This window comes from Alistipes ihumii AP11, from assembly GCF_025144665.1.
GTDB lineage: Bacteria > Bacteroidota > Bacteroidia > Bacteroidales > Rikenellaceae > Alistipes_A > Alistipes_A ihumii.
Genome location: NZ_CP102294.1, coordinates 1,160,069 through 1,185,577 on the forward strand (window position 1 = coordinate 1,160,069; position 25,509 = coordinate 1,185,577).

The following is a 25,509-nucleotide window of genomic DNA, read 5'->3' on the forward strand; positions in this document are numbered from 1 at the left end:
TGCCGGACAGGCTATGCCTTTTCGACCGACAAACCGACTTTCAGATCGTCGATCTCGATCTCCTGCGCCCCGGGCATCGCCGACGCATCGGCCATAGCGACCGAAACGGCCAACGTCTGCGCGGCAATGTAGTCGCCGAACGATTCGACCGCCCCGGCAAGCGCCTCGTGGCGCCCGATCGTCACGCGGATCTTGTCCGTCACGTCGAAGCCGCTCTCCTTGCGAATGTTCTGGATGCGGTTCACCAATTCCCGTGCCACACCTTCGCGCCGCAGTTCCTCTGTCACAGTGATATCCATAGCGACGGTCAGTTTGCCCTCCGTAGCCACCAGCCATCCCGGCATATCCTCCGACGTGATGTCGAAATCGGCTGCGGTAGCCTCGACCCGCACGCCGTCGACATCGGCCGTCCAACGGTCCGTACGCTCCAGTTGCGCGATGTCGGCCTGCGAGAAAGCGGCGACCAAAGCCGAGATCCGCTTCATCTGCTTCCCGTAGCGGGGCCCCAGCGTCTTGAAGTTCGGCTTGATGCGCTTGGTGATAACGCCCGTCGTATCCTCGATGAACTCGAGCCGCTTGACGTTCACCTCGCTCAGGATCAGGCTCTCGACCGCCGCGATATGCTCCTTGAGCGCCGGGTCGAGCACCGGAACGACGATTCTCGACAGCGGCTGACGCACTTTGATACCCACTTTGCGCCTCAGGGCGAGCACCATCGACGAAACCTTCTGAGCCAGCGACATCTTCTCTTCCAGATCGGCATCGACCAGCGACGGGTCGCTCGACGGGAAGTCGCTCAGGTGGACCGACGCGTCGCCGTGACGGCCGCTGACGGCATTCAGGTCCGTAAATATCCGATCCGTAATGAACGGCGCGAACGGAGCGGCCAATTGCGCTACGGTCTCGAGGCAGGCGTACAGCGTCTGATAGGCCGCCAGCTTGTCGCGCGTCAGTCCGCCGCCCCAGAACCGTTTGCGGTTCAGCCGCACGTACCAGTTCGACAGGTTCTCGCAGACGAACTCCTGAATCGCGCGGGCGGCGGGAGTCGGATCGTAGGACTCGAGCGAATCGGTCACCGTGCGCACGAGCGTATGAAGCAGCGAGATGATCCAACGGTCGATCTCGGGACGCTCCGCCACAGGCACTTCGGGCTCCGCCCCGGTGAAGGAGTCGATGTTGGCATAAAGCGCGAAAAAGCTGTACGTATTGTAAAGCGTGCCGAAGAACTTGCGGCGCACTTCGTCCACGCCCTCGACGTCGAACTTAAGATTGTCCCACGGCTGGGAATTCGAGATCATGTACCAGCGCACGGCATCCGAGCCGTACTTCTCGATCACTTCGAACGGGTCGACGGCATTGCCCAACCGCTTGCTCATCTTGTTGCCGTTCTTGTCGAGCACCAGTCCGTTCGAGATGATATGCCGGAAAGCGACGCTGTCGAACAGCATCGTGGCCAGCGCATGCAGCGTGAAGAACCAGCCCCGCGTCTGATCGACGCCCTCGGCCACGAAATCGGCCGGGTAAACCCGACGGAACTCCTCTCCGTCGATTTCGAACGGATAATGCGCCTGCGCGTAGGGCATGGCTCCCGAGTCGAACCACACGTCGATCAGGTCCGGCTCGCGCATCATGCGCTCGCCCCGACTCGACACGAGCACGATCTGATCGACATACGGACGGTGCAGGTCGAATTTAGCGTAATTTTCCTTGCTGAAATCGCCCTCGGCGAAATCCTTCAGCGGATTCTCGGACATGAAGCCGGCCTCGACCGAACGGTCGATCTCGGCTTTCAGCTCGGCGACCGACCCGATGCACTTCAGCTCGCCGTGATCCTCCGTAGCCCAGATCGGCAGCGGAGTTCCCCAGTAGCGCGAGCGCGAAAGGTTCCAGTCGACGAGGTTTTCGAGCCACTTGCCGAAGCGGCCCGAGCCGGTACTTTCGGGCTTCCAGTCGATCGTACGGTTCAGCGCGATCAGGCGGTCCTTGACGGCCGTCGTGCGGATGAACCACGAGTCGAGCGGATAGTACAGCACAGGCTTGTCGGTACGCCAGCAATGGGGATAGTTGTGCGTATGCTTCTCGATGCGGAACGCCTTGCCCTCGAACTTGAGCTTCATGCAGAGATCGACGTCGAGCGTCGGATCGGCCTCGCTCAGCGCCGGGTCGTAGGCATTCTTGACGAACCGCCCCGCGAACTCGCCGTAGGCCGCCGCATCGACGTGCGTGCGGACGAACTCGGGATCGAGGTCCTCCAGACGGAAGAACTTGCCCGTGCGGTCGACCATCGGCTGACGCTTGCCCGCGCGATCGACGACCACCAGCGGCGGGATGCCGCTCTGCTTGGCCACCCGGTCGTCGTCGGCGCCGAACGTCGGCGCGATATGCACGATGCCGGTACCGTCCTCGGTCGTCACGTAGTCGCCGGTGATGACGCGGAACGCATCGCCGTCGGGCGCGATCCAAGGGAGCAACGGCTCGTAGCGGATGCCTGCCAGGTCCTTGCCCACGTACTCGCCCTCGACACGGAACGGTACGTTTTTGCCGCCGGCCTCGTAGCCGTCCATCGGAAGGTCTTCGTTCTTCTTCGGGAAATAGGCCGGGCACAGGTCTTTGGCCAAAAAGACGGTAAGCGGAGTGCCCGTATAGGGATTGAACGACCGCACGCGCACGTAGCGGATAGCGGGCCCCACGGCCAGCGCCGTGTTCGAAGGCAGCGTCCACGGCGTCGTCGTCCATGCCATGAAGTACACGTCGCCGTCGGCCCCGTCGAACAACCGTTCGCTCTGCTGGTCGCGCACGATGCGGAACAGGGCCGTGCAGGTCGTGTCCTTCACGTCGCGGTAACAGCCGGGCTGGTTCAGCTCGTGATTGCTGAGGCCCGTACCGGCCGCCGGCGAGTACGGCTGAATCGTATAGCCTTTGTAAAGAAGCCCCTTCTTGTACAGTTCGGCAAGCAGATGCCACAGCGTCTCGATATACTTGTTGTCATAGGTGATGTACGGGTCCTTCATGTCGATCCAGTAGCCCATCCGGCGCGTCAGCCGCTCCCATGCGTCGGTATAGGTCATCACTTCCTTGCGGCAGATGCGGTTGTACTCCTCGATCGATATTTTCGTCCCGATATCCTCCTTCGTGATGCCGAGCTTCTTCTCGACGCCCAGCTCGACGGGCAGTCCGTGCGTATCCCATCCGGCCTTGCGATGGACCAAAAAGCCCCGCTGGGTCTTGTAGCGGCAGACGACGTCCTTGATCGTGCGGGCCATCACATGGTGGATACCCGGCATGCCGTTGGCCGAGGGAGGTCCCTCGTAAAACACGAACGTCGGATGCCCTTCGCGGGTCGAGATGCTTTTGCCGAACGCGTCGACGGCGTCCCACCGCTCCAGCACCTCGCTGTTGACGGCCGGGAGGTCGAGCCCTTTGTATTCCTTGAATTTAGAACTGCCCATAACTGAAATATCCTCGTTTGCTCATGAAAATGCAAAATTAGATATTTTTCGGCAGATTATCAATTCGGACTCCGACCGATCGCGCCGGCGACGCATCCCGACGCCCGGACGGACGGCCGCTCGCCGACCCGCAGGAAAGCCACAGCCCGAAGCACCGGGCTACTCCCCGGCATGGCGCGGCGTCGAGGGACGATTCTTATAGGAAAGCACGACGAGCAGAACGCCGGCGAATACCGCCAGAGAGGCCAGCGCGCGGTCCCACGACAGCGTGTCCATATGCATCGCCACGGAAATCGCCGTCGCGATGACGGGCTCCAGATAGAAATAGATGCTGCTGATCGTGGGCTTCACGTAGTGCAGGCTGTAAATCAGGAGGTAATTCGGCCCGAACGTAGGTACGACGGCAACATAGGCTACGATCCACGCGACATGAGCCGGCATGGCCGAGAAATCGGTACGCAGCAACGGGCCAAGCCCGATGGGAAGCATCATCACGGCCGCCACCGGATAGATCCAGCGCAGCAGCGTGACCGGCTTATAGCGCATGATCAGTTCCTTGAGCCACACCATCGAGAACGAGGAGGCGACGATAGCCAGCAGTACGACCGCATCGCCCCCCAGCTTGTCCGACGGCGCCTGCATCCCGCTTCCGCTGAGAATCACTACGAGCGCGCCCGCAAGACCGAGCGCCATGCCCAGCACCTTCATCGGCGTAAAGCGGTCGACGAGAAACATCACCGAAATGACGAGCACCAGAATCGGCCCCAGCGTAGCGATGATCGACGCGTCGATCGGGCTGGTATGCTGGATGCCGACCATCAGGAACAGTTTTTTGGCGATCCCCATCAGCGCGGCCGCCGCGACCAGTTTCAGGATATCCTGCCTGCGGACCGGCTCGATCGGCACGAAAAGCATCGACCCGAAAGCCAGCAACGCCGCGACGCCTACGGCCAGCATCGTCATCGCATAGGGCGATATGTAATGCGGCATGACGATTTTGTACAGCGGGTAGTTGAAGGCCCAGATCACATACGACAGGATCAGGCCCAGATGGGCTTTGACGACGTTGCTCATACTGCTCACGGAATAAAACGGTTGCATCGGAGCGCGTGCAAGAAACGGGCCAGCCGGCGCAGGTCCCGTCAAGAGGCCGGCCGCATCCGACAGCGCGTCGGAAGATTCGTCCGGGCAACGACGGACTGTTTTCGGCACGAGGCAAGCCCTCTCCCACCCGGGGCAGGGAGGGAATGCTTACCATGTAACCATGAGGTTGTAATATAGTAAAAAATCAATTAGTAAATACCTTCCTTTTCTCTGATCATGCCAACATAATCATCTGACGATGCTGATTTAGTAATGATTATTTGGTTAAAACTCTTTTTTTTACCCGTCGGTTGCCCTACCTGCACTTGCCCATCTGAGAATACATACAAAAAGACATTCCTAAATGTTTTTTTTATAGATCGATTTACCGTTTTCATCAAGGACCTTAACTTTCACTCTATATTTAATCAGATATAAGATAATCGGGAGTTACCGATTTAAAGGATATCACAACATTCTCATAACTTTTTCTTTCAATATCAAGGAACGCTACTTTACGAACAATTTCCATATCTGTCAAAGGTCCTGCTGTTTCGGGTTCACTTTGGGCAAATGAAATGGATGTCGTTACAATAAAAACGACAGTAATAATAAAGTTCTTCATAACACGTTCCTGAAAGCCTCCGTTCCTGAAGCGTGCCCCGTGCGCGGCCCTCTTCGCCAGAAAGCTCCGGCGAATCCGATGGATCGGCGCCGCAAGCGCCTCAGCCTGCCGTACCGGAGCGCGCGGCATCGGCCTTTTCGCGCATTCGCCGGGCACGCTCCGCGCTGTCGGGATGAGTCGAGAAAAGCTGCAGAAGCTCCTTGCCGGCGCCTTGTTCCGCAGAGGCGAGCCGCGCCAGCTTGTCGAGAGCCGTAGCCATTGCATACGGGTCGTAGCCGTTACGCAGCAAAAAACCGAAGGCGAAGTCGTCGGCCGCATACTCCTGCTTCCGGGAAAAACCGGCCGAGGTCAGCCGCTCGGCCAGCGCGCCCCATTGCGACGAACTGAGCGCGCCGATCACGCCTCCGGCGGCCCCCAGCGTGTTGCGGATCGCCGAGGTCAGACAGGCTTTGCGCATCGCGCCGAGCGAGTCGCTGTTGCGGATGTGTCCCATTTCATGGCCGACGATCGCCATCAGCTCGTCGTCGCTCATGCGGTCCATCAGACCCGAGTAGATGCGTATGCTGCCGTCGGCCGTCGCGAACGCATTGACCTGCGGCGTCCGGTAGACGCGGAAATTCAGCGGCACGCCGTTCACGGCCGCATAGCGCGAAGTCAGCCGCTCGAGCCGTTCGGCATACGGATCGCCCGCGGGAAGAGCCGGCTGCTGCGCGTCGGCGTACTCGACGAACCGGCGGGCCGTCGCCACGACGTGCTCGTCGCGCAGCGTGGCGGCCTGCAGCACGTCGACGGTCGCCTGAAGCCCCGGATGAGGCAGCCGTACGCGAGCCCGCGTGACGACGATCACGTAGACGATCAGCGCTATGAGCAAAATTTTCAACAACATCGGTTTTTCATCGAATCGGGTATAAAATTAGAATAAAAACACGTAATTTCGCGAAAAATCAAAACCTTTTCTCTATGAAAACGACTCCCTTTACTCCGTATCATATCCGAAACGGCGCGCGGATGGCCGAGTTCGCCAGCTACGACATGCCGATCGAATTCACCGGGATCAACGACGAGCACACGGCCGTGCGCGCCCGTGCCGGCGTGTTCGACGTGAGCCACATGGGCGAGATCTGGGTCAAGGGGCCTCGGGCGCTCGACCTGCTGCGCTACGTCGGCAGCAACGACGCGGCCTCGCTGTACGACGGCAAGATACAGTATTCCTGCCTGCCGAACGGCCGGGGCGGCATCGTCGACGACATTCTGGTCTACCGGATCGACGCCGAGACCTACCTGCTCGTCGTCAACGCGGCCAACGTCGAGAAAGACTGGAACCATCTGGTCGCCGCCGGCGAACGTTTCGGTCTCCGGCCCGGACGCGAACTCTACAACGCATCGGACGAGATCGCCCAGCTGGCCGTTCAGGGACCGCTGGCGATGCGGATCGTCCAGCGCCTGTGCCCTGCCGCCGACCTCGGAAAACTCGCCTATTATACGTTCGTCAAGACCGAGGTCGCCGGCATCGCCGACGCTATCGTATCGGTAACGGGCTACACCGGAGCGGGCGGATGCGAAATCTACGTAGCGAACGAGGACGCTCCGCGCCTGTGGGAAGCGCTGTGGCAAGCCGGCGAGAGAGACGGGCTGCAGAATATCGGGCTCGGCGCGCGCGACACGCTGCGGCTCGAAATGGGCTACTGCCTTTACGGCAACGACATCGACGATACGACGTCGCCCGTCGAGGCCGGTTTGGGCTGGATCACCAAGACCGGCGGCGACCGCGACTTCATCGACCGCCCGCTGCTCGAACGGCAGAAGCGCGAGGGCGTGAGCCGCCGGCTGGTCGGTTTCGAGCTGACCGAGCGCGGCGTGCCGCGCCATGGCTACCGGCTCTCCGACGCCGAGGGACGCGCGATCGGCTCCGTCACGTCGGGCACGATGTCGCCCACGCTCAAAAAAGGCATCGGCATGGGTTACGTCGAAACGGCCTATGCCGAGCCGGGCACGCCGATAGCGGTCGTCATCCGCGAAAAGCCGGTAGCCGCCCGGATCGTCAAGCTGCCCTTTATCCCCAACAGGTAATATGAGAGGCCCGACTTCCGTTCGGGCGAACCGGTAAGACCGAACGCTGCGGCGAAGAGTGTTCCTCGCCGCAGCGTTCGGTTTCTCTTTTTCTCAATAATGGCAGCTATTTCCGGTAGCACGAGCCGGCGATGCACGGGACCGGCCACACGCATCCGACAGCAAATACGACAAGGCAAACGAACGACAGCGGGCTCCGGAATACGGACTCACCCCCGATCGCCTGCTCGGCACCCGGCAAACTCCGACAAAAACGGCGCATCGTCTCTACCGAAATTCATGTCGAAGCCTGTCGACAGCCAGATTCCGAAGAGGTGAAATCGTTCTTCAATCCGTAAGACGGTAACGGACCATACGATATATCGTCAGGAAAATCTCTTCTATTTTCAATTGGCGGCAAAACCCATTGCAAGCCACGGACACCATGCGAATCCTACCGATTCATCATTTCATATCGCCATACACTGAAGCCATGCGATCCTAAAGAGCTTCGATGTAGACTTTTATTTCGCTCAGTTTCTTCAGATTAACGCACATACCCGTGGACCAAAGCTTTTCAACATAGAAATTCTCCGCATACAAACGGCAAGAATCGCTCCTGCATATTATTCTTCCCTTCGAATCCAAAACCACACCATACAAAACGATATCCTGTTTTATGGTCTTACCTTCCACCGGGGTAATTTCGCAACCGAAGTCCAACGAACCCTCGTCCGACCCATCGTCTCCGTACTTTTCCACTTGATAACCGGCTTTACTCAATACGATCCCATAATGCTCGGCCAGCTCCTCATTCCAAGATATCTTGAGCTTTTTATTCACATATCGGCCCATATAACGACGAATTTTCAATTTTCGGAAAATCAAATATACGAAAATCGCTGCCGGTACGAACGTTCCGAGCGCAAACCGTTCATCGGAAAATCCCGACACGACCGTATCGCCCCGCCACGGAACGGAATCCGAACTATCCGTACGGACTCGTTCGCCATACATGAGTTTATGAAAACTTCATTTCTCGACTCTTTCGGAGAGGCCGTTATACCGTAGCGTACGTATCGAGTCGGCACCGTCAAGAACCCGTCACCTCGCGCAGCACGTCGAGCAGGATGTCGCACGACTCGTCGATCTCGGCAGGGGTGATCGTCAGCGGCGGAGCGATCCGCATGGCCGTATCGCGGAACAGAAACCACTCGGTCATCAGACCGCGCTCGACCGCGCGCAGCACGATGCGCTGCGTCAGGGCCGGATCGCCGAACTCGACGCCCATCAGCAGACCTGTGCGCCGAATCTCACGCACGGCCGGATGCCCGACCAAACGACGCTCGTACTGCGCCCCCTTCGCGTCGGCCTGCTCCATGAGCCCCTCCGACAGGATGAACTCGAGGGCCGCCAAGCCGGCGGCGCAGCAGACCGGATGACCGCCGAAAGTCGTGATGTGCCCGAGCACCGGATTGGTCTTCAGCGACGACATGATCCGGTTCGGAGCGATGAAGGCTCCGAGCGGCATGCCTCCTCCGAACGCCTTGGCCGTACATAGTATATCGGGCACGACGCCGTACTGCTGAAAAAAATAGAGCGTGCCGGTCCGGCCCAGCCCGGTCTGTATCTCGTCGAAAACGAGCAGCGCGCCGGTCTCGTCGCAACGGCGGCGCAACGCTTCCAGATAGCCCTTTTCCGAAAGGACGATCCCCCCCTCGCCCTGAACGGGCTCGATGATTACGCAGGCCGTCCGCGAGGTAATGTATTTCAGGTCGCCGGGCTCGTTGAAGCGAATGCAACGCGTGTCGGGCAGCAGCGGACGATAGGAATTGCGGTACTCTTCTCCTCCCATGACGCTCAGCGAACCGGCCGTACTGCCGTGATAGGCATTCCGGTAGTAGACCAGCTCGGTACGGCCGGTATAGCGCTTGGCCAGTTTGAGCGCCCCTTCGACGGCCTCGCTGCCCGAATTGACGAAGTAGACCGTGTCGAGCGGATCGGGCAGCAGCGAAGCGATCCGCTCGGCATAGCGCACCTGCGGCGACTCGACCGCCTCGCCGTAGACCATCAGATGAAGGTAATCGCGCGCCTGAGCGCAGATCGCGTCGATCACCCGGCGGTTGCCGTGCCCGACGGCGCTGACCGACACGCCGGAGATCAGATCGATCCACCGCCGTCCGTCCGGGCCGTACAGGTACACGCCCTCGGCGCGCTCCACTTCGAGCATCATCGGGTTGTCGGAAGTCTGGCCCACATGTTCCAGAAAGAGTTGTCTGAGATTGGTCGTCATAGCACGGTTCGTTTTCTTCGACTGCAAAGATAGCGAATCGGAGCGAACCGTCGTCCGCCCCGCAGCATATTCCCCGTCCGGCACGAAGCATACCGTCGCTCGGCCGCGCTATCGGAATCCGGCACCTTTCCTCCATGCGCGACCGACCCGGCGAAGCGTTCCGAAACCGCCAACCGCATGGCAACGAACGGGCCGCTCCCGACCGGCAGCGAGTGCCGTCCCGCCGCTTCGGAGCCGCACGAGAAAAATCCTTGCCGTCCAATGTTTTCCGCCCTTCCCCGCTCTCGGGTCTTTGCTTCGAAAGAAACAACAGACCTCGAAAGCTTCGCCGACGTCCCCGACACCTCCGCGAGTTCCCGAGCTCCCGACGTTTCCGGTTTCCTCGTATGAAAACCCTTTAATCTATAAAAGAAACTTCATGATAGAGACCCAATCGGATACGCAATCCGCGACCGCAAGGCCGCAGCCAACAGATATGGAAATCCGCGTACGAACCTTGGCACCTCAAAGTATGCAACTGTCCGATTCATTTTCATTCGCCCGAGCAAGCGACAATCCTTCCGATCCGCACCAGAATCGGCAGAAAAGCCGCAACCACCTCGCAACGTTCGCCCGAAATCACGCCTTCCGGCCCGAGGGAGCCTCCGACTCCTCGCTCTTGCGCTCCAGCGCGCGGATCAGCGCGGCGGTCAGATCGACGCCCGTCTGGTTGGCCACGCCGATCAGAGCCCACAGAATATCCCCGATCTCGTCGGTCACCTCGCCCCGGAAACGGGGATCGGCCGCGTGCTCGCCGTAGCGGCGGACCATCACGCGCGCCAGCTTACCGATCTCCTCGGTCAGCAAGGCCATGTTCGCCAGTTCGTTGTGACGGATCGCATGCTTGTCGCCCCATGCGTCTACCAGTTCCTGCGCCTCCTTGATCGTCATATCCTACCGCCTTTGTACGTTGTCAATATTCTTTCCGTTTCGAATCGATCCAGATCGTTACCGGCCCGTCGTTCACCAGTTCGACCTGCATATCGGCTCCGAACACGCCCGTCTGCACGGGCCGTCCGAGCAGCTTCCCCGTCACGGCGACGAAACGCTCGTAAAGCGGCACGGCCGCCTCGGGCCCGGCCGCTCGGACATAAGAGGGACGGTTGCCCTTGCGCGTCGAGGCATACAGCGTGAACTGACTGACAACCAACACATCGCCCCCCGCGTCCACGACCGAGCGGTTCATCACGCCGGCCTCATCGTCGAAAATGCGGAGCTTCACGAGCTTCTCGCACAGATAGCGGACATCGTCCTCGCCGTCGTCCGGTCCGATTCCGACCAAAACCAACAATCCCCGTCCGATCGAGGATCGGACGCTTCCCCCGATCCCGACCGATGCGCGCCGTACGCGCTGAATCAGTATTCGCATGTTCCTTCCCTTGGTCCGCCGCCCCGAAAAACTGCGGACAGCCCGCTTCGGGGAATCGATGGGTGAGATAAGGTCCATCCCCGCCGGAATACTGTCCGCAGCTTGGCTCGACTGTGACAAATATAGCAAAATTTACGCGGGAATATTCGCTTCCTGCATGAAAAGCGACCAATCCTTCCACACGGGCTCGAACCCTTTGGCCCGGACGGCGTCGAACACCTCGGCGGGCGTCCGGGAGTCGTTGACGGCCCACTGCTCCAGCTCGTCGATCGGATGCGCGTATCCCCCCGGAGTCGTCTTCGATCCGGCGCTCATGACCGTCACGCCGAACGGCATCACCGTGTCGCGGCAAGCGGCGCTCTCGCGGGTCGATATGGAGAGCTCGACGTCCTCGCTCAGCAAGCGGTAGGCGCAGATCAGCTGCAGCAGGTTGCGCTCGGTGGTCGGATGCTCGGGATTGAACCCGTCCTCGCCGTAATAAGGCCGCAGGCGCGGGAAGGCGATCGAATACTTCGTGCGCCAGTACCGGTTCTCCAAATAGCGGACGTGCAGCGCCGTGAAGAACGCCTCGGTGCGCCAGTCCTCCAGCCCGATCAGGTTGCCCACGCCGACCTTGTAGACGCCGGCCTCGCACAAGCGGTCGGGCGTCTCGAGCCGGTAGCGGTAGTCGGCCTTGCGGCCGCGCAGGTGATAGACCGGATAGCGCTCGCGGTTGTACGTTTCCTGATAGACGTAGACCGAGTGCAGCCCGTGATCCATCAGCAGGCGGTACTCGTCGGTCTCGAGCGGCTGCACCTCGAGCGAAATCTGCTGGAAGTACTGCTTGACGATCTCCATCGAGTCGGCCATGTACCGTACGCTCGACGAGCGGGGAGCCTCGCCCGTCACGAGCAGAATATGTTGGAACGGGTCTTTCTTGATCGCGCGGCACTCCTCATGAATCTCGTCGGGTGTCAGGATGGCCCGATGAATCTTGTTCGTGCAGTTGAAACCGCAGTAGACGCAGTGGTTCTGACATATATTGGCCAGATAGAGCGGAATATAGAGCTGCATCACGTTGCCGAACCGGCGGCGGGTAATGCGGTAGCTCTCGGCCGCCATCGCGTCGAGATATTTGTCGGCCGCCGGCGAAACGAGCGCGGCGAAATCATCCATCGAAGGCCGATCGTGAGCGAGCGCCCGCTCCACGTCGGCATCGGTCGAGGCGTAGATCTTGCGCCGCGTCGTTTCCCAGTCGTATTTGAGAATCAGATCGTAGTACGTCATTGCTCCAACTCTTTGATACTGTCCAAAAACGGGTTCAGCGGGCTCGTGGCCGACGCGCCCGCACGTTCCGGCGCGAGCTGCGCCTCGAAAGCCGTGCGTCCGGCCTCGACGGCCATGCGGAACGCTCCGGCCATGGCGACGGGATCGGCCGCCACGGCGATCGCCGTGTTGACGAGCACCGCGTCGGCTCCCATCTCCATCGCTTCGGCAGCGTGCGACGGGGCTCCGATGCCGGCATCCACGACGACGGGAACCGTGCTTTGCTCGATGATGATCCTCAGCAGGTCGCGGGTCCGCAGCCCGCGGTTCGACCCGATCGGCGCGCCGAGCGGCATCACGCACGCGACGCCGACGTCCTCCAGCCGCCGGCACAGCACCGGGTCGGCATGAACGTAGGGCATCACGACGAAGCCGTCCTTGACGAGCTCCTCGGCGGCCTTCAGCGTCTCGACCGGATCGGGAAACAGATAGCGCGGATCGGGATGTATCTCCAGCTTCATCCAGTTCGTTCCGAGCGCCTCGCGGGCCAGCTGAGCGGCAAAAACCGCCTCGCGGGCATTGCGCACGCCCGAGGTATTGGGCAGCAGACCCACGCGCCCGGTATCCAAATGACTCAAGATATCGTCCTGAGGATTCTCCAGCTCGACGCGCTTCAGCGCGACGGTCACCAGCTCGCTCCCGCTGGCCCGGACGGCCTCGCTCATCAGAGCGCTCGACGAGAATTTGCCGGTTCCGACGAACAGCCTCGACGAGAAGCTCTTGTCGGCAATTTGCAATTTTTCCATCTATTCTTCTAAATTAAAACTCGATTCATTATTGTCCGCTCTTTTTCTCCGGACCGATTTTCCGACCGCGGACACCGGCCCGCAGCGACTCGACGAAACGGACGGTCTGCCGTTCGGCATCGGCGGCCCGCGAGAGGGCTCCGCTCACGGCTATGCCCATCACTCCCGAAGGCATCAGCCCGGGCACGTCCTCGGGCAAAATGCCCCCGATCGCAACGACCGGCAGCGCGATCCCTTCCCGCCGCATCCGTTCCAGAATCGACCGGTATCCCTCGGCCCCCAACACGGGAGCCAGATTTTTTTTGGTCGTCGTATAGCGGAACGGACCGAGGCCGATATAGTCGGTCTGCCCGTCGCAGCGCCCGGCGATCTGCTCGAACGTATTGGCCGTCGAACCGACAATCGCTCCTTCGCCGACGATACGGCGAGCCTCGGCGGGCGCCATATCGCCCTGTCCGAGATGCACGCCGTCGGCCCCGATCTCGGCAGAGAGTTCCGGCGCGTCGTTGACGATCAGCAGAGCGCCCCATGCCCGGCACAACGCGAGCAATTCGCGGCCCCGGCCGACGATCTGCCCGGCAGGCGTATCCTTCATGCGAAGCTGCACCCAGCGCCCGCCGCCGCGCAGAAACGCTTCGGCAACAGACATGTTCCCGTCCGATATGAGCTGAAGACATCCCCCGGCAGCCCGCCACTTGCGGCGCAGCTTCAGAAACCGGAGCACGGTAGCCTGCGCATCGAGCCGGTCGCCCTCCGTGACCCAGACGGCGCCGAGCGACGCGGCTCCGTCGAAACCGGCCAAGCGGGCCCATGCGATATTTTCCGCGCAGACTCCGCCCAGCGCGACGACGCGCCCCTCGCTCAGCGGCAACCGCGAGCGGGCCTCTTCCAGCGAAACGGCGCTGCGATATCCTGCCTTGGATATGGAGTCGAACAACGGGCTGAGGAAAACGTAATCGGCTACCGGGCCGTAGCGCTCGACCTCGTCCCAGCCGTGCGTCGAGCAACTGCGCCGGAGACCTTTGCCGGCTCCCGCCGCGATCCGCTCGCCGCGCAAATGCACTCCGCCCAACCCGTAGCGCCGGGCCAGAGGCTCGTCGTAATGCAGCGTGAAACAATCCATGTCCGCTCCCGCCGCGCACAAATCGCGCAGCAGCCCTTCCACTTCGGCGGCCGAGGACTCGGGTTTGCGGATATGAATCGGTCCCGCGCCCGCGCGGCACAGCGCCGCGAGCGTTTCCGCCTCGCTTTTCAGCACGCGCGGCAGCGTAACGAGCAGCGGCGCGTCCGTCAATCGATCCGTCGTCGTCATGCCTATCCTCCTTGCGTGGCGCGGATCACCGTAATCTCGCAGCCCTCCTCGAGCGGCGTAGTTTCCCACTGTTCGCGGCGGACGACGCGGCTGCCCAAGGCCACGGCAATGCCGGCCACGGGAATCCGCTGCTGCTCGATCAATTGGGAAAGGGTAGCCGCCTCGGTCGGGATCTTCGTCCCGTTCAAAAACACTTCCATCTGAAAAGATCGTCTATGAGAAAGGGAAGCGGCGGCCATGACGCGCGGAACGTACCGGAAAAACTCCCTCCGACGGTATTAACCGTATCAGGTCTTGGGGTTTGATCTCAGCCGCTTCTTCCCGCCCGCCGCCGCTCGGCCGGACATCCGCCTCGAACGGCGTGTCCCTCCGGGTCGCGGCGCGGCGCCGCACGGCACCCCCGTCTTCCTTCCTTACAAATTTGTCTGCAGCAAAGTAACGAAAAATAATTTGCATATCGCATAAAAACCATAAATTTGTAAAAATTCGTAGCGCTCCGCAAGAGCAACGCGCGCACCGACGCGAACGAAGAATCCTCATATCCCGAAACCGCAATGAATATCAGAACGACACTATACATCATGACCGCCCTGCTCGCCGTATCGTGCGGACGGAAAACAGGAGACGGCCCGACCGTCAGCCGCTTCGACGGCTTCACGCAGGGAACGACCTATCATATATTGGTAAAAAGCGACGGGCCCCTACACATGGAAAAAGAGATCGACAGCCTGCTGACCGAGGTGGACAACTCGATGTCGCTCTACAACCCGCAATCGCTGCTCAGCCGGCTGAACCGCAACGAAACGGATTCGGCAGACGGCTTCATCGCCGAATGTATCCGGACCGCCCGGCGTATCAGCGAACAGTCGGACGGAGCCTACGACATCACCGTCAAGCCGCTCACCGCAGCCTATGGCTTCACGGGCGACGTACCGGTACAAAACCCCGACGTCGATTCGCTGCTCAAGCTGGTCGGATACGACAAGATCGCCGTCGAGAACGGCCGCCTGCGGAAAGCCGATCCCCGCATGCAGATCGACCTGAACTCGATCGCGCAGGGGGCTACGTCGGACTATATCGCAGCCTATTTCGAAAAACTGGGAATCGAGGAATACATGATCGAGGTCGGAGGAGAGATTTTCTGCCGGGGCCTCAACGCCAAGGGCAAGCCATGGGTCGTCGGGATCGACCGGCCGAAAGAAGGCAACTTCACGCCGGGAGCCGACCTGCAGGTCAAAATCTCGCTGAGCGGGAAAGGACTCGCCACATCGGGCAACTACCGCAAGTTCCGCACCGACTCGAGCGGCCGAAAGATCGTCCATACGGTCGATCCGAGAACGGGGCAGCCCGTAACCAGCGACCTGCTTTCGGCCACGGTCGTCGCGGAAACTTCGGCGGAGGCCGACGCCTACGGCACGGCTCTGATGGTCATGGGACTCGAGCGCGGCAAGGAATTTCTCGCCGCCCATCCCGAGATACAGGCCTATCTGATCTACTCGGACGAGCAGGGACGTTTCCAAACATACGTCACCCCGGAACTCGGCCGAACGATCGCCCGGTAATCCGGCAGGAAATTCGCATTCCCGCACGCAAAAAGCAAAAACAGATGCAAAAAGTCCGTTTCGCGTACAATCCGAAAGCGGGCGAGACGGTAATCACCGACTGGCTCGACAACATCATCGACATCTACCAGCGAGGAGGGTACTCGATCATGCCCTACCGTTTGGCGTTCACCGAAACCGAGGAGACCGACCTGCTGGACGACATCGACGGCAGCTACCACCATATCCTCGTCGCCGGCGGGGACGGCACGGTCAACTACGTGGTCAACCTGCTCAAACGGCGGAACCTCGATCTGCCCGTAGCCGTGCTGCCGACCGGGACGGCCAACGACTTCGCGAACACGCTGGGCGTCCCGTCGGACATCGAGAAGGCCTGCCGGAGAATTCTCGGCGGAGAGATCAGACGCGTCGATCTGGGCCGGGCCAACGACGAGTATTTCGTCAACGTATTCAGTTGCGGGCTTTTTACCGACGTCTCGCAAAAGACGCCGACGATACTCAAGAACACCTTCGGCAAGCTGGCCTACTATTTCGGAGGGCTCGGCGAACTGCCCAACTTCCGGAAGATGCACATTTCGATCGAGTCCGACGGAGGCAACTACGAGGGACCGTCGCTGATTTTCTTCGTGTTCAACGGCCGCACGGCAGGCCAGATGCGTTTCGCCTATCTGTCCGAAATCGACGACGGGCTGCTCGACGTGATCGTCATCAAGGGCGACCGGCCGATCGAGACGGTCCGGACGATCTTTCATTTCATCAAGCGCAACACGAAGGATTATCCGGCCGGAATCGTCCACTTCAAGAGCCGCGACATCCTGCTGCACTCCTACAACGAGGAAACGACCGACATCGACGGGCAGCCGGGTCCCCGGTTTCCGGTGCGCATCGCGTGCGAACCGGGAGCCCTGCGCGTGATCTGCCCTCAAAAGAAGCCGAAGAAATAGAGGCTCCGGTACAGACCTCGCACACTTTACTGCCTCGAAGATCGACGGGCGCCCGGCCGACAGGCCAAGCCACGGATTCTCCCAACGCCGACACACCGCGCGCAGTGCAGCGGCAACATCCGCTCCCTACCGAAAGAAAAGAGGCACCTACGAGGAAGCGTCGCTGACTTTTTTCGTATTCAACGGCCGCACGGCAAGTCCAAAGAATCGTCCGGCCATTGGCGAGGGACGAACAATGGCCTCAATATCCCGCCCAAGAGAGTAGGCCGTAACAAATGACGCTGCCGAACAACAGCAGATAGACCGCATCGGGAATCCAGCCGCTGCGGCGGCTGAAATAGGCGGGCATCACGACGGCGAGCGGAGCGGCCGGCAGCACGAGGTCCGTCATCGCGCGTCCGGGCGCGGCCAACGGCAAGAGGGAGAAGAACAGAATCCACAGAAAATAGACGGAGGATTTGTAGGCGCGCGTCCGCATCGTGCCGCTGCGCCGCCAAAGCGCCACGAGCGACAGCACGGTCACCGTCAGGCACATGCTCCAGAACACCCAAAGGGCCGGACGGATCGTCGGAAGATCGAACCCCGGACCGGCGAAAGCCCCCCTCACGCCTTCCCACAGTCTCGAAACGGGCCCGAGAAACGACCGTCCCGTTCCCCACTCGATATACGAGCAAATCGCCAGGGGCAACAGCATCCCGACCCAGGCCACGATCCACTCGCGGCCGCTTCGCTTGAATACGGCCAGCGCAAAAGGCAGCAACAGCACGTACACAATCGTATGAGACCAGACCAACAGCGCCGCCCCTGCCAGAATCGTCGCGTTGAACAGACTGCCGAAACGGGCCGTCCGACGGAACGACACGAGCATCGTATCGAACGAAACGATCGTCAAAAAAGAGGCAGCGAGCGCAGGCAGCGACTCGGGACCGAAATAGGCGCTGCATCCGACGGCAGGATACAACAGAATCGGCATGTAAGTCCGCTCGAGCAGGATCATGTTCCGCGAGACGATGCGCGTGAGCACGACTCCTCCTGCGAACGCCAGTAGGGCCGACAGAATTCCCGAAAAGACCGGCAGACGCCGGGCTACGCCGGCCAGCACAGCGCCGAGAGGCATGTCGCCGGCCGAAAGCGGATCGAAAGGCACGGGCTCCGCGAGAGAATGCTTCCAGAACAGCAACAGCAGCAAAGCGAAGAAGAACAGGGTCCACCCCAATCCCTGCCGGGTCACGTCGTAGCCCATGGCCGCACGCTATAAAAGGTCCCGGCCTATATCGGTGCGGCAGTATTTCCCCTGATAGTCGATGGTCTCGATCGTCCGATACGATGCGGCGGCGGCCTGTTCGATACCGTCCCCGAAAGAGGTGACGGCCAACACGCGTCCTCCGGCAGTCAGCACCTTAGCCCCCTTGGCCGACGTGCCGGCGTGGAAAACGATGCTGTCGGAAGGCTTTCCCAGTCCGGATATTTCCATTCCCTTGGCATACTCTCCCGGATAGCCGCCCGATACGCAGACGACCGTCACGGCCGTGCGGGGCGAAACGACCAGCTCATGCCGGTCGAGCCGGCCGAAAGCGATCGCCTCGAACAAATCGATCAGGTCCGACTCGATACGCGGAAACACGACCTCGGTTTCGGGATCGCCCATGCGGACATTGTACTCGATCACGTAAGGCTTGCCGCCCACGTTCATCAGACCGATGAAGATGAATCCCTTGTAGTCGATCCCGTCCTTGCGCAGTCCCTCGACGGTCGGCTCGACGATCGTCCGGACCACCTCGCCCATGAACGCCTCGTCGGCGAACGGGACCGGCGACACGGCGCCCATGCCGCCCGTATTGGGTCCGGTATCTCCCTCGCCTACGCGCTTATAGTCCTTGGCTACGGGCAATACACGATAGCTCTTGCCGTCCGTCGCGACGAAAACGGAACACTCGATACCCGAAAGGTATTCCTCGATCACGACCGTATCGCCGGCATGGCCGAAACGGCCCGACAGCATCTCTCCGAGCTCCCTCTTCGCCTCTTCGAGCGAAGGCACGATCAGCACGCCCTTGCCGGCGGCCAGACCGTCGGCCTTCAGCACATAGGGAGCCTGCAGGGTCTCCAGAAACGCGTACGCCTCCTCGACGTTCTTTTTGGTGAAACTGCGATAACGGGCCGTCGGAATTCCGTGCCGCGTCATGAAATCCTTGGCGAACTCCTTGCTACCCTCCAAACGCGCGCCGAGCGCGGACGGCCCGATCACCGGGATGTTGCTGATCTGGCTGTCCTCCCGGAAAAAGTCGTATATCCCGCGCACCAGCGGCTCCTCGGGCCCCACGACGACCATGTTGATGTTGTTCGACAGCACGAACTGCTTGACCGAGCCGAAATTGGTCGGATTGATATCGACATTCGTGCCGCAAAGGGCCGTTCCGGCATTGCCCGGAGCGATGAACAGGCGCGCCAGGCGCTTGCTCTGTGCGATCTTCCATGCGAAGGCGTGCTCGCGCCCTCCGGAGCCCAGCAAGAGAACATTGGCTGATTCGGGTAGTCTCATCGTTATCCTTTATCCTTTAAATTCATACAGGCTGTCTCGCTCGGAGCCGACGCCACGAACGCCTTCGCGGCGGCCCCTGCCCCGACGCCCGAACGCTGACGTCCAGTCGCACGAGGTTAAAGATACGAAAAAACAGCGTTGCAAAAATAAGCAGATTCATCCGTACTTTCGCGGATTCGATCGAAAAAAGTAAACAAAATATGGACATCGGCGGCTCCCGTCCCGCGAAGGGCTTTCCGGCATGGTTGCCGAACGAGGAGACCGCTCCGGCAACCTATCCGCCGCTCCGGTCCGGGGCTACTTCACCGGCAGCCATGTACAGATATGAGCTCCCTCCCATCCGTTCACCGAGGCGTAGTCGGTCATCCGGATCGGCCCGTCGTCCGTCGGGACCTCGAACTCCAGCCGCGTCGAGGCAAGCGTCGGAGCGACGCGCTTCACGCGAACGACACGGTCCTTGCCGGCCACGACGCGCACCGGTTCATCGTAGTCCGGATCGATGTTCTCGTCGCGGGCCAGCACGATCGGCCCCCAGACCAAAGCCTGAAACGAGTCTCCGGCCCGGTTGCTGCCGCGCGGAGCGTCCAGCAGCCGGCAGCGCATGTCGAACGCGAGCTCGACGCGGTCGCCCGGCTCCCAAGTCCGTTCGAGGGAGAGGTAAGCGCCCGGCTCGACGCTCCGGACCTTTTTGCCGTTGACTTTGACGACGGTCCGTTCGCTCCACGACGGAATGCGCAGCGACAGCGTGAAAAGGGACGCGGCATGCGGATCGACCCGCACGAGCACCCGATCGGAAAGAGGAAAGTCGGTCTCGATGCGAAGACTCAGCGAGTCGCCCTGCGGCGTCGAGAGCTCGGCACGCGCGGCATTGTACAAGTTCACGACCGGGCCGCGATCCGACTCCATGACGGCCACGAACGGAATATAGGCCAGACCCATCGGACCGTTCAGGTTGCAGCACGTAACCGGCAGCGAGCCGAACGTCGTCCCCCAACCGTAATTGGTGACCTTCTCGCCATTGAACAGGTTGACGTAGCTGAAGCCGTCGCCCGACGGCTTCATCGCGCCAAGCAACCCGTTGTAGATATACTTCTCGATCTCGTCGACGGCCGACGGGTCGCCCGTAAGGCGCAGAATCTGGCTGCAGAATTTCATCCACGTCACGCCGACGCAGGTCTCCATCATGCGCGTGATGTCGGGATTGGTCTGCTCGACGGCCGTATGGTCCCACCCCTCGCCCATCACGGCCGGATGATAGGGCTGGTCGCCTCCGCCGTTGCCGACGATCGTGATTTCGTTGCGGCGGATATTGTCGTACAGATTCATGAACGAACGACGGACGTACTCGTCGCCCGTCACGCGGTAATACTCCACCGCCCCCTCGAACATCGACATCATCTCGTAGGCCTTCGGATAGGGACCGCCCATTTCATGGGGAGGCACGTTGTCATATGCCTGACGGAAAATATCGTATCCTTCGGAGCCGCCGGTCGAGACGATATAGCGGGCGAAATCGAGGTAGCGCTTTTCGCCCGTGCGGTTGTAAAGACGCATGAACGGTTCGAGCAGCGTGCTCGACTCGATATGGTTCGGACTCCAGCCCAGCGACGTGATCGGCACTTTGGGCGGCTCGCCCACTTGCTCGATGATGCAATCGGCCTGATCGGTCATCGCCCGCAGCACGGCCGGATCGGCCTCGACCAGATCGTAATAGCGGTCCAAGCCGAGCAACACGTACTTCCGTTCCCACAGATCGCCGCCGGGCCCGTCGGGCTGCTTCTCGGGAGGCACGCAACTGATGCTGCCGTTCGGCCGCACCGTGCTCAGCAGGTCCTTCACGGTCTGCGAGAGAATCTCCTTGAGCTCCGGATCGGCCGTGTAGCGGTAGAACATGCAGCCCGAACGGACCGCCTTGCCCCACATCTCGCCCAGCGCGAACTGGCTGCGTCCGTTGCGAAAAAAGTCGACCATGGCGGCATAGGGCACGACGCCCTTGTTCCAATGGTCGATCGAGTTCCGGATGTCGTTCTCGAAAAATCCGTCGAGACGCACGGCCCCGGCCGGGAGCGGACGGATCGCATCGTGCACTTTCTGGGAAAAGGCGGGAACCACGCATAGCAGCGACACTCCGGCGAAAAGAATGCGCCGGGCAGTCGCAAGCGGTCCCGCAGAACGGAAGAATGGTTTCGGTGTCATAAGCTTTAGGTTTAGTGGGTTATTCGTATTATTCTATCGTCGTTTTCCGCACACTGTCGGGTTATCTATCCTGTCCCGCAGCGGGCCGTTTCCGCCCCGCCGGGTCCGCCGCCTGTCCGAAAATTCCGTTGCCGCCGGACTTGCCGCGCCGCGCTATATCGAGCCGTTCACGAACGGCTTCAGGATCGCATTCAGCTTATCGTACTCGACCAGAAAGCCGTCGTGTCCGAACGGAGAATCGATCAGCCGGAGCCGGCTGTTCGGAATGTGCCGATACAGGAACACCTGCTCCGACACGGGAAACAGCATGTCGGACGAGATGCCGACGATCATCGCCGGACACCGGATCGTCGAGAGCGCGCTCTCGACGCCGCCCCGGTAGCGGCCCACGTTGTGCGAGTCGAAAGCCTGCGTCAGCCGGTAGTAGGAATAGGCGTCGAAGCGGCGACAAAGCTTGTCGCCCTGATACTGCTGATAGGTGGTGGCCCGGAAGCCGGCCACCTTGTACAGGTTGTCGTTTTCCTGCTGCGTCGCGTTGTAGGCCGACGAGCCCCGGTAGCTCAGCAGTCCGACCGAGCGGGAGACGCGCATGCCGCGCTTCCCGGCCTCGCCGTCTTCGGCGCCGAACGTTCCGTCGGCCTCGATGGCCATTCGCTGCGACTCGTTGAAGGCGATCGTCCACGGCTGACTGCGTGCGGCCGTAGCGATCAGAGCGAGGCGCTCGGCGAAACCGGGCCTCGCGAGCGCCATCTCGAGCGCCTGAAACCCTCCGATCGAGCTGCCGATCACGGCCCGGACCGACCCGACCCCCAAATGGTCGGCCAACAGCAGATGCGCGTTCACCATATCGCGCACGGTGATGAACGGGAACGACCCGTAATAGGGCTTTCCGGTCGCCGGATTCAAGCTCAGCGGCCCCGTCGAGCCGTAATGCGACCCGATGACGTTCGCGCATACGACATAGTACCGACGCGGATCGAGAAAGCGCCCCTGCTCGACGGTCCGCGGCCACCAGTCGGCCACGTCCGAATTAGCCGTCAGCGCGTGGCAGACCCAAATCGCATTGTTTCCCTTGAACTTGCCGTAGGTATGATAGGCGATCTGCAGCTCGGGGAGCCGCTCCCCGTTCTCGAGCACGAAAGGCTTGTCGTATTTGTAGTAACGTACCGGCATTTCCGTCCGTCAGGCTTTCACGTAAAAAAAGGCTTGCTCGAAATCGCGAATCAGGTCGTCGATATGCTCGATACCGGCCGAGATACGCAACAGCGTCGGCAGGACGCCGGCCGCGCGCTGCTCCTCCTCGGAAAGCTGCGAATGGGTCGTCGCCGCCGGCTGGATAATCAGCGTGCGGTTGTCGCCCACGTTGGCCAGATGCGACACGAGCCGCAAATGGTCCACCAGCGACTCGGTCTGCCGCTTGTCGCCCTTGAGCACGACCGACAGCACGCAGCCGAAGCCATGACGCAGATAGCGGGCGGCCAGCTCGTGGTGCGGATCGTCCTCCAGCCCGGGATAGAACACCTGCTCGACGAGCGGATGAGCCTTGAAGTAGCGTGCCAGCGCCAGCGCGTTGTCCGCCTCGCGCTGCACGCGCAGCGACAGCGTCTCGATGCCCTGCATGATCATGAAGGAGTTGAACGGCGAGATGCAGCACCCCAAATCGCGCACTCCCTCGGCCCGGCACTTGGCGATGAAAGCCAACTGTCCGAAGGCCTCCGTAAAACGCAGACCGTGATAGCTCTCCGAAGGCTCGGACAGCATCGGATATTTGCCGTTGTTCCAATCGTAGGTTCCGCCCTCGACGATCACGCCGCCCATCGACGTGCCGTGCCCGCCGAGCCACTTGGTCGCCGACTCGACGACGACGGCAGCGCCGTACTCGATCGGACGGCACAGGTAGCCGCCGGCTCCGAACGTATTGTCGACGATCAGCGGAAGGTCGTAGCGCCGTGCAAGCGCGGCAAGCGCGCCGAAATCGGGCACGGCGAAGCTCGGATTGCCGATCGTCTCGACATAGATCGCCCGCGTGCGCGGGTCGATCAGCGACTCCATATGCTGCGGATCGTTGTCCGGCGCGAAGCGGCACTCGAGCCCGAAATTGCGCAGCACGATCTTGAACTGGTTGTGCGTGCCCCCGTACAGATAGGGCGAGCTGACGAAATTGTCGCCCGGGCTCAATATGCTCGTCAGCGCGACGAGCTGAGCCGAATGCCCCGACGAAACGGCCAATGCGGCCGGTCCGCCCTCGAGCGCGGCCACGCGCTTCTCGAGCATATCGGTCGTCGGATTCTGCAAACGGGTATAGATATTGCCCGACTCGCGCAGTGCGAACAGGTCGGCTCCGTGCTCCGCACTGTCGAAAGTATAAGCGGTGGTCTGATACAGCGGCGTCACGCGCGAGTGCGTCGCATCGGGCGTATAGCCCGCATGGACCTGCAAGGTCTCGAATTCCCTCTCGTCTCCGGTCATGGCTTCTTCCAAATTCGTTCACGCACGGACGGCCAGCGCCCATACGGTACAAATGTACGTGATTTTCGGCTAATTTCCGCCGGAGCGTCTCAAAAATCATAGCTTCATCACCGCAGCCGCCCGGCAAGCTCGCGAACGAAAACGAAACGGGAAAAGAGACGATCCGCATGGCTATTCTTCCGAATCCCATCCGGATCGATCTGTCCGGACAAGCGGGGACGCGATTTCCCGTTCCCTATCCAACGAGCGGTCCCATCCACACGAAATTTCCATACATGGAACCAAGCACGCCCGGCCGTCGAGTCTGAACGGGGAAACCGCCCGGATCATATTCCGGGACAACGATTCCGCTTTTCCGATGTTCGTCCCGACCGGCTCCCGGTTGTTATCCGTCGCAGGTATACGGAGCTCGTCCCGACAGGTCGATCCGTAAAACGGTCCAACATACGACAATGGAATCGGAACGGACAACGATCCCCAAAAGTACGGGGTTCGTCCGCATATTTCAGCGTTTTCTGAAAATATTGAAACGGGCCAGCAGGCGGCTCCGACGCTCGAGCATCGCGAACTCAAGCAACAGCAAGGCGAGCGCCAGACCGATCAGATACTGGTACTGCTCGTTGAAATCCTCGAACACGGTCGACGTGAGCTCTTTTTTCTCGACCTCGTTGATTTTCTGCACGATCTCGTCTAACCCCAAACTGCGGTTCGTAGCCCGGATATAGGCTCCGCCGGTCGTCAGCGCGATCTGTTCGAGCATCTGTTCGTCGAGCTTCGACACGACCATGTCGCCCTGCTCGTCCTTGATGAACTCGCCGTCGATCGAAATCGGAGCGCCCTCGGGCGTGCCTATGCCGATCGTGTAGATTCTGATGCCCTTCTCAGCTGCCGCCTTCGCCGCCGCGAGCGCGTCGTCCTCGTGGTTCTCGCCGTCGGAAATGACGACGATCACGCGGCTACCCTCGCTGCCGGACGAAAACGAGCTGGCGGCCAGATCGATCGCCGCGCCGATCGCCGTACCCTGCTTGGACACCATCGTAGGCGATATCTGGGCGGCGAAGCTGCGCGCGGCCACATAGTCGGACGTAATGGGAAGCTGCATGTAGGCGTCACCGGCGAACACGATCAGCCCGATACGGTCCTGCTCGAGCTGCTGAGTCAGCCTGTCGATCGCGAACTTGGTCCGCTCCAAACGGCTCGGTTCGAAATCCTGAGCCAGCATGCTGTTCGACACATCGACCGCCAGCATCATCTCGATCCCGGTGCGAGTCACCTCCTTGAGTTTCGAACCGAACTGCGGACGGGCCAGCGCGACGACCAGCAGCAGCACGGCCGCCGAGAATAGCACGAACTTGTAGCGCGGCCGCGCCGTCGAAGCCTCGGGCATCAATTCCGAAACGGTCGCCGGATCGCCGAAGCGCTCGATCGCCCGCCGCCGGGCCCGGGCCGAAAGCAAGTGTACGCCCCACAAAAGAGGCAGAATCAGCAGCAGATAGAAATATTCGGGAGTTGCAAATCGGAACATG

General features: G+C 61.0%; 21 protein-coding genes. 3 read left to right on the top strand and 18 right to left on the bottom strand.

All coding sequences use genetic code 11. From position 1 onward, the window contains the following. Positions 1 to 11 precede the first annotated feature (11 nt). The 4 genes from ileS to NQ491_RS04725 form a co-directional block, all read right to left on the bottom strand. On the bottom strand, positions 12 to 3,449 hold the full coding sequence (gene ileS, locus NQ491_RS04710) for an isoleucine--tRNA ligase (protein WP_019246437.1): 3,438 nt from the start codon (positions 3,447 to 3,449) through the stop codon (positions 12 to 14). Positions 3,450 to 3,608: 159 nt separating this feature from the next. Continuing rightward, positions 3,609 to 4,523 carry a DMT family transporter gene (locus NQ491_RS04715; protein ID WP_019246438.1) on the bottom strand — a complete coding sequence of 305 codons (915 nt, stop codon included), beginning with the start codon at positions 4,521 to 4,523 and terminating at the stop codon, positions 3,609 to 3,611. 433 nt (positions 4,524 to 4,956) lie between these two features. After that, complete coding sequence (locus NQ491_RS04720; protein WP_259800787.1) at positions 4,957 to 5,157, bottom strand: hypothetical protein; 201 nt, start codon at positions 5,155 to 5,157, stop codon at positions 4,957 to 4,959. A gap of 100 nt (positions 5,158 to 5,257) precedes the next feature. Further along, a complete protein-coding gene (locus NQ491_RS04725; RefSeq protein ID WP_019246440.1) occupies positions 5,258 to 6,043 on the bottom strand; it encodes a M48 family metallopeptidase in 786 nt (261 codons plus the stop codon). Between the two features lie 74 nt (positions 6,044 to 6,117). Here NQ491_RS04725 and gcvT point away from each other — a divergent pair, with 74 nt between their 5' ends. Then, positions 6,118 to 7,227, top strand: a complete 1,110-nt coding sequence (gene gcvT, locus NQ491_RS04730; RefSeq protein ID WP_026089732.1) for a glycine cleavage system aminomethyltransferase GcvT — start codon at positions 6,118 to 6,120, stop codon at positions 7,225 to 7,227. A gap of 480 nt (positions 7,228 to 7,707) precedes the next feature. Here the strand turns inward: gcvT and NQ491_RS04735 are convergent, their stop codons facing one another. From NQ491_RS04735 to thiS, 8 genes are all read right to left on the bottom strand, one after another. Further along, positions 7,708 to 8,223 carry a hypothetical protein gene (locus NQ491_RS04735; RefSeq protein WP_019246442.1) on the bottom strand — a complete coding sequence of 172 codons (516 nt, stop codon included), beginning with the start codon at positions 8,221 to 8,223 and terminating at the stop codon, positions 7,708 to 7,710. Positions 8,224 to 8,299: 76 nt separating this feature from the next. Then, positions 8,300 to 9,499: an aspartate aminotransferase family protein gene (locus tag NQ491_RS04740; RefSeq protein WP_019246443.1), complete on the bottom strand. Its 1,200-nt coding sequence runs from the start codon at positions 9,497 to 9,499 to the stop codon at positions 8,300 to 8,302. A gap of 618 nt (positions 9,500 to 10,117) precedes the next feature. Next, on the bottom strand, positions 10,118 to 10,429 hold the full coding sequence (locus tag NQ491_RS04745) for a MazG nucleotide pyrophosphohydrolase domain-containing protein (protein WP_019246445.1): 312 nt from the start codon (positions 10,427 to 10,429) through the stop codon (positions 10,118 to 10,120). 22 nt (positions 10,430 to 10,451) lie between these two features. Beyond that, positions 10,452 to 10,907 (bottom strand): D-aminoacyl-tRNA deacylase, encoded by a 456-nt coding sequence (gene dtd / locus NQ491_RS04750; protein WP_019246446.1) that lies wholly within the window; start codon positions 10,905 to 10,907, stop codon positions 10,452 to 10,454. A 132-nt stretch (positions 10,908 to 11,039) separates the two neighbouring features. Further along, positions 11,040 to 12,173 (bottom strand): 2-iminoacetate synthase ThiH, encoded by a 1,134-nt coding sequence (gene thiH, locus NQ491_RS04755; protein WP_019246447.1) that lies wholly within the window; start codon positions 12,171 to 12,173, stop codon positions 11,040 to 11,042. Continuing rightward, positions 12,170 to 12,958, bottom strand: coding sequence for a thiazole synthase (locus NQ491_RS04760; RefSeq protein ID WP_019246448.1), 789 nt, complete (start codon positions 12,956 to 12,958; stop codon positions 12,170 to 12,172). The genes thiH and NQ491_RS04760 overlap by 4 nt, the downstream gene beginning before the upstream one ends. 28 nt (positions 12,959 to 12,986) lie before the next feature. Continuing rightward, entirely contained in the window at positions 12,987 to 14,270 is a 1,284-nt protein-coding gene (gene thiE, locus NQ491_RS04765) for a thiamine phosphate synthase (RefSeq protein WP_019246449.1), read from the bottom strand. 2 nt (positions 14,271 to 14,272) lie between these two features. Further along, positions 14,273 to 14,470, bottom strand: coding sequence for a sulfur carrier protein ThiS (thiS, locus tag NQ491_RS04770; RefSeq protein ID WP_019246450.1), 198 nt, complete (start codon positions 14,468 to 14,470; stop codon positions 14,273 to 14,275). 354 nt (positions 14,471 to 14,824) lie between these two features. Here thiS and NQ491_RS04775 point away from each other — a divergent pair, with 354 nt between their 5' ends. Together NQ491_RS04775 and NQ491_RS04780 are read left to right on the top strand one after the other, a co-directional pair. Further along, on the top strand, positions 14,825 to 15,832 hold the full coding sequence (locus NQ491_RS04775) for an FAD:protein FMN transferase (protein WP_019246452.1): 1,008 nt from the start codon (positions 14,825 to 14,827) through the stop codon (positions 15,830 to 15,832). A 44-nt stretch (positions 15,833 to 15,876) separates the two neighbouring features. Then, positions 15,877 to 16,776 carry a YegS/Rv2252/BmrU family lipid kinase gene (locus NQ491_RS04780; RefSeq protein ID WP_019246453.1) on the top strand — a complete coding sequence of 300 codons (900 nt, stop codon included), beginning with the start codon at positions 15,877 to 15,879 and terminating at the stop codon, positions 16,774 to 16,776. Positions 16,777 to 17,017: 241 nt separating this feature from the next. Here the strand turns inward: NQ491_RS04780 and NQ491_RS04785 are convergent, their stop codons facing one another. From NQ491_RS04785 to NQ491_RS04810, 6 genes are all read right to left on the bottom strand, one after another. Continuing rightward, positions 17,018 to 18,019 carry a hypothetical protein gene (locus tag NQ491_RS04785; protein WP_019246454.1) on the bottom strand — a complete coding sequence of 334 codons (1,002 nt, stop codon included), beginning with the start codon at positions 18,017 to 18,019 and terminating at the stop codon, positions 17,018 to 17,020. A 9-nt stretch (positions 18,020 to 18,028) separates the two neighbouring features. Continuing rightward, positions 18,029 to 19,318: a phosphoribosylamine--glycine ligase gene (gene purD, locus NQ491_RS04790; protein WP_034283292.1), complete on the bottom strand. Its 1,290-nt coding sequence runs from the start codon at positions 19,316 to 19,318 to the stop codon at positions 18,029 to 18,031. Positions 19,319 to 19,615: 297 nt separating this feature from the next. Beyond that, on the bottom strand, positions 19,616 to 21,514 hold the full coding sequence (locus NQ491_RS04795) for a beta-L-arabinofuranosidase domain-containing protein (RefSeq protein ID WP_019246456.1): 1,899 nt from the start codon (positions 21,512 to 21,514) through the stop codon (positions 19,616 to 19,618). A 153-nt stretch (positions 21,515 to 21,667) separates the two neighbouring features. Continuing rightward, a complete protein-coding gene (locus NQ491_RS04800) occupies positions 21,668 to 22,687 on the bottom strand; it encodes a homoserine O-acetyltransferase family protein (protein ID WP_019246457.1) in 1,020 nt (339 codons plus the stop codon). Between the two features lie 9 nt (positions 22,688 to 22,696). Then, the gene (locus tag NQ491_RS04805; RefSeq protein WP_019246458.1) at positions 22,697 to 23,983 is read right to left on the bottom strand and encodes an O-acetylhomoserine aminocarboxypropyltransferase/cysteine synthase family protein; all 1,287 of its coding nucleotides are present in this window, start codon (positions 23,981 to 23,983) and stop codon (positions 22,697 to 22,699) included. Positions 23,984 to 24,488: 505 nt separating this feature from the next. Further along, positions 24,489 to 25,508 carry a VWA domain-containing protein gene (locus tag NQ491_RS04810; protein ID WP_019246459.1) on the bottom strand — a complete coding sequence of 340 codons (1,020 nt, stop codon included), beginning with the start codon at positions 25,506 to 25,508 and terminating at the stop codon, positions 24,489 to 24,491. Position 25,509 lies beyond the last annotated feature (1 nt).

Bases quoted from the DNA above. Each gene is read 5' to 3' on its own strand.
- purD (WP_034283292.1), bottom strand. From the start codon at position 19,318: ATGAGACTACCCGAATCAGCCAATGTTCTCTTGCTGGGCTCCGGAGGG.
- NQ491_RS04760 (WP_019246448.1), bottom strand. From the start codon at position 12,958: ATGGAAAAATTGCAAATTGCCGACAAGAGCTTCTCGTCGAGGCTGTTC.
- NQ491_RS04800 (WP_019246457.1), bottom strand. From the start codon at position 22,687: ATGCCGGTACGTTACTACAAATACGACAAGCCTTTCGTGCTCGAGAAC.
- NQ491_RS04720 (WP_259800787.1), bottom strand. From the start codon at position 5,157: ATGAAGAACTTTATTATTACTGTCGTTTTTATTGTAACGACATCCATT.
- thiE (WP_019246449.1), bottom strand. From the start codon at position 14,270: ATGACGACGACGGATCGATTGACGGACGCGCCGCTGCTCGTTACGCTG.
- NQ491_RS04735 (WP_019246442.1), bottom strand. From the start codon at position 8,223: ATGTATGGCGAACGAGTCCGTACGGATAGTTCGGATTCCGTTCCGTGG.
- NQ491_RS04775 (WP_019246452.1), top strand. From the start codon at position 14,825: ATGAATATCAGAACGACACTATACATCATGACCGCCCTGCTCGCCGTA.
- NQ491_RS04810 (WP_019246459.1), bottom strand. From the start codon at position 25,508: ATGTTCCGATTTGCAACTCCCGAATATTTCTATCTGCTGCTGATTCTG.
- NQ491_RS04795 (WP_019246456.1), bottom strand. From the start codon at position 21,514: ATGACACCGAAACCATTCTTCCGTTCTGCGGGACCGCTTGCGACTGCC.
- NQ491_RS04715 (WP_019246438.1), bottom strand. From the start codon at position 4,523: ATGAGCAACGTCGTCAAAGCCCATCTGGGCCTGATCCTGTCGTATGTG.
- NQ491_RS04725 (WP_019246440.1), bottom strand. From the start codon at position 6,043: ATGTTGTTGAAAATTTTGCTCATAGCGCTGATCGTCTACGTGATCGTC.
- NQ491_RS04740 (WP_019246443.1), bottom strand. From the start codon at position 9,499: ATGACGACCAATCTCAGACAACTCTTTCTGGAACATGTGGGCCAGACT.
- gcvT (WP_026089732.1), top strand. From the start codon at position 6,118: ATGAAAACGACTCCCTTTACTCCGTATCATATCCGAAACGGCGCGCGG.
- ileS (WP_019246437.1), bottom strand. From the start codon at position 3,449: ATGGGCAGTTCTAAATTCAAGGAATACAAAGGGCTCGACCTCCCGGCC.
- thiS (WP_019246450.1), bottom strand. From the start codon at position 14,470: ATGGAAGTGTTTTTGAACGGGACGAAGATCCCGACCGAGGCGGCTACC.
- NQ491_RS04785 (WP_019246454.1), bottom strand. From the start codon at position 18,019: ATGGGCTACGACGTGACCCGGCAGGGATTGGGGTGGACCCTGTTCTTC.
- NQ491_RS04745 (WP_019246445.1), bottom strand. From the start codon at position 10,429: ATGACGATCAAGGAGGCGCAGGAACTGGTAGACGCATGGGGCGACAAG.
- thiH (WP_019246447.1), bottom strand. From the start codon at position 12,173: ATGACGTACTACGATCTGATTCTCAAATACGACTGGGAAACGACGCGG.
- NQ491_RS04780 (WP_019246453.1), top strand. From the start codon at position 15,877: ATGCAAAAAGTCCGTTTCGCGTACAATCCGAAAGCGGGCGAGACGGTA.
- dtd (WP_019246446.1), bottom strand. From the start codon at position 10,907: ATGCGAATACTGATTCAGCGCGTACGGCGCGCATCGGTCGGGATCGGG.
- NQ491_RS04805 (WP_019246458.1), bottom strand. From the start codon at position 23,983: ATGACCGGAGACGAGAGGGAATTCGAGACCTTGCAGGTCCATGCGGGC.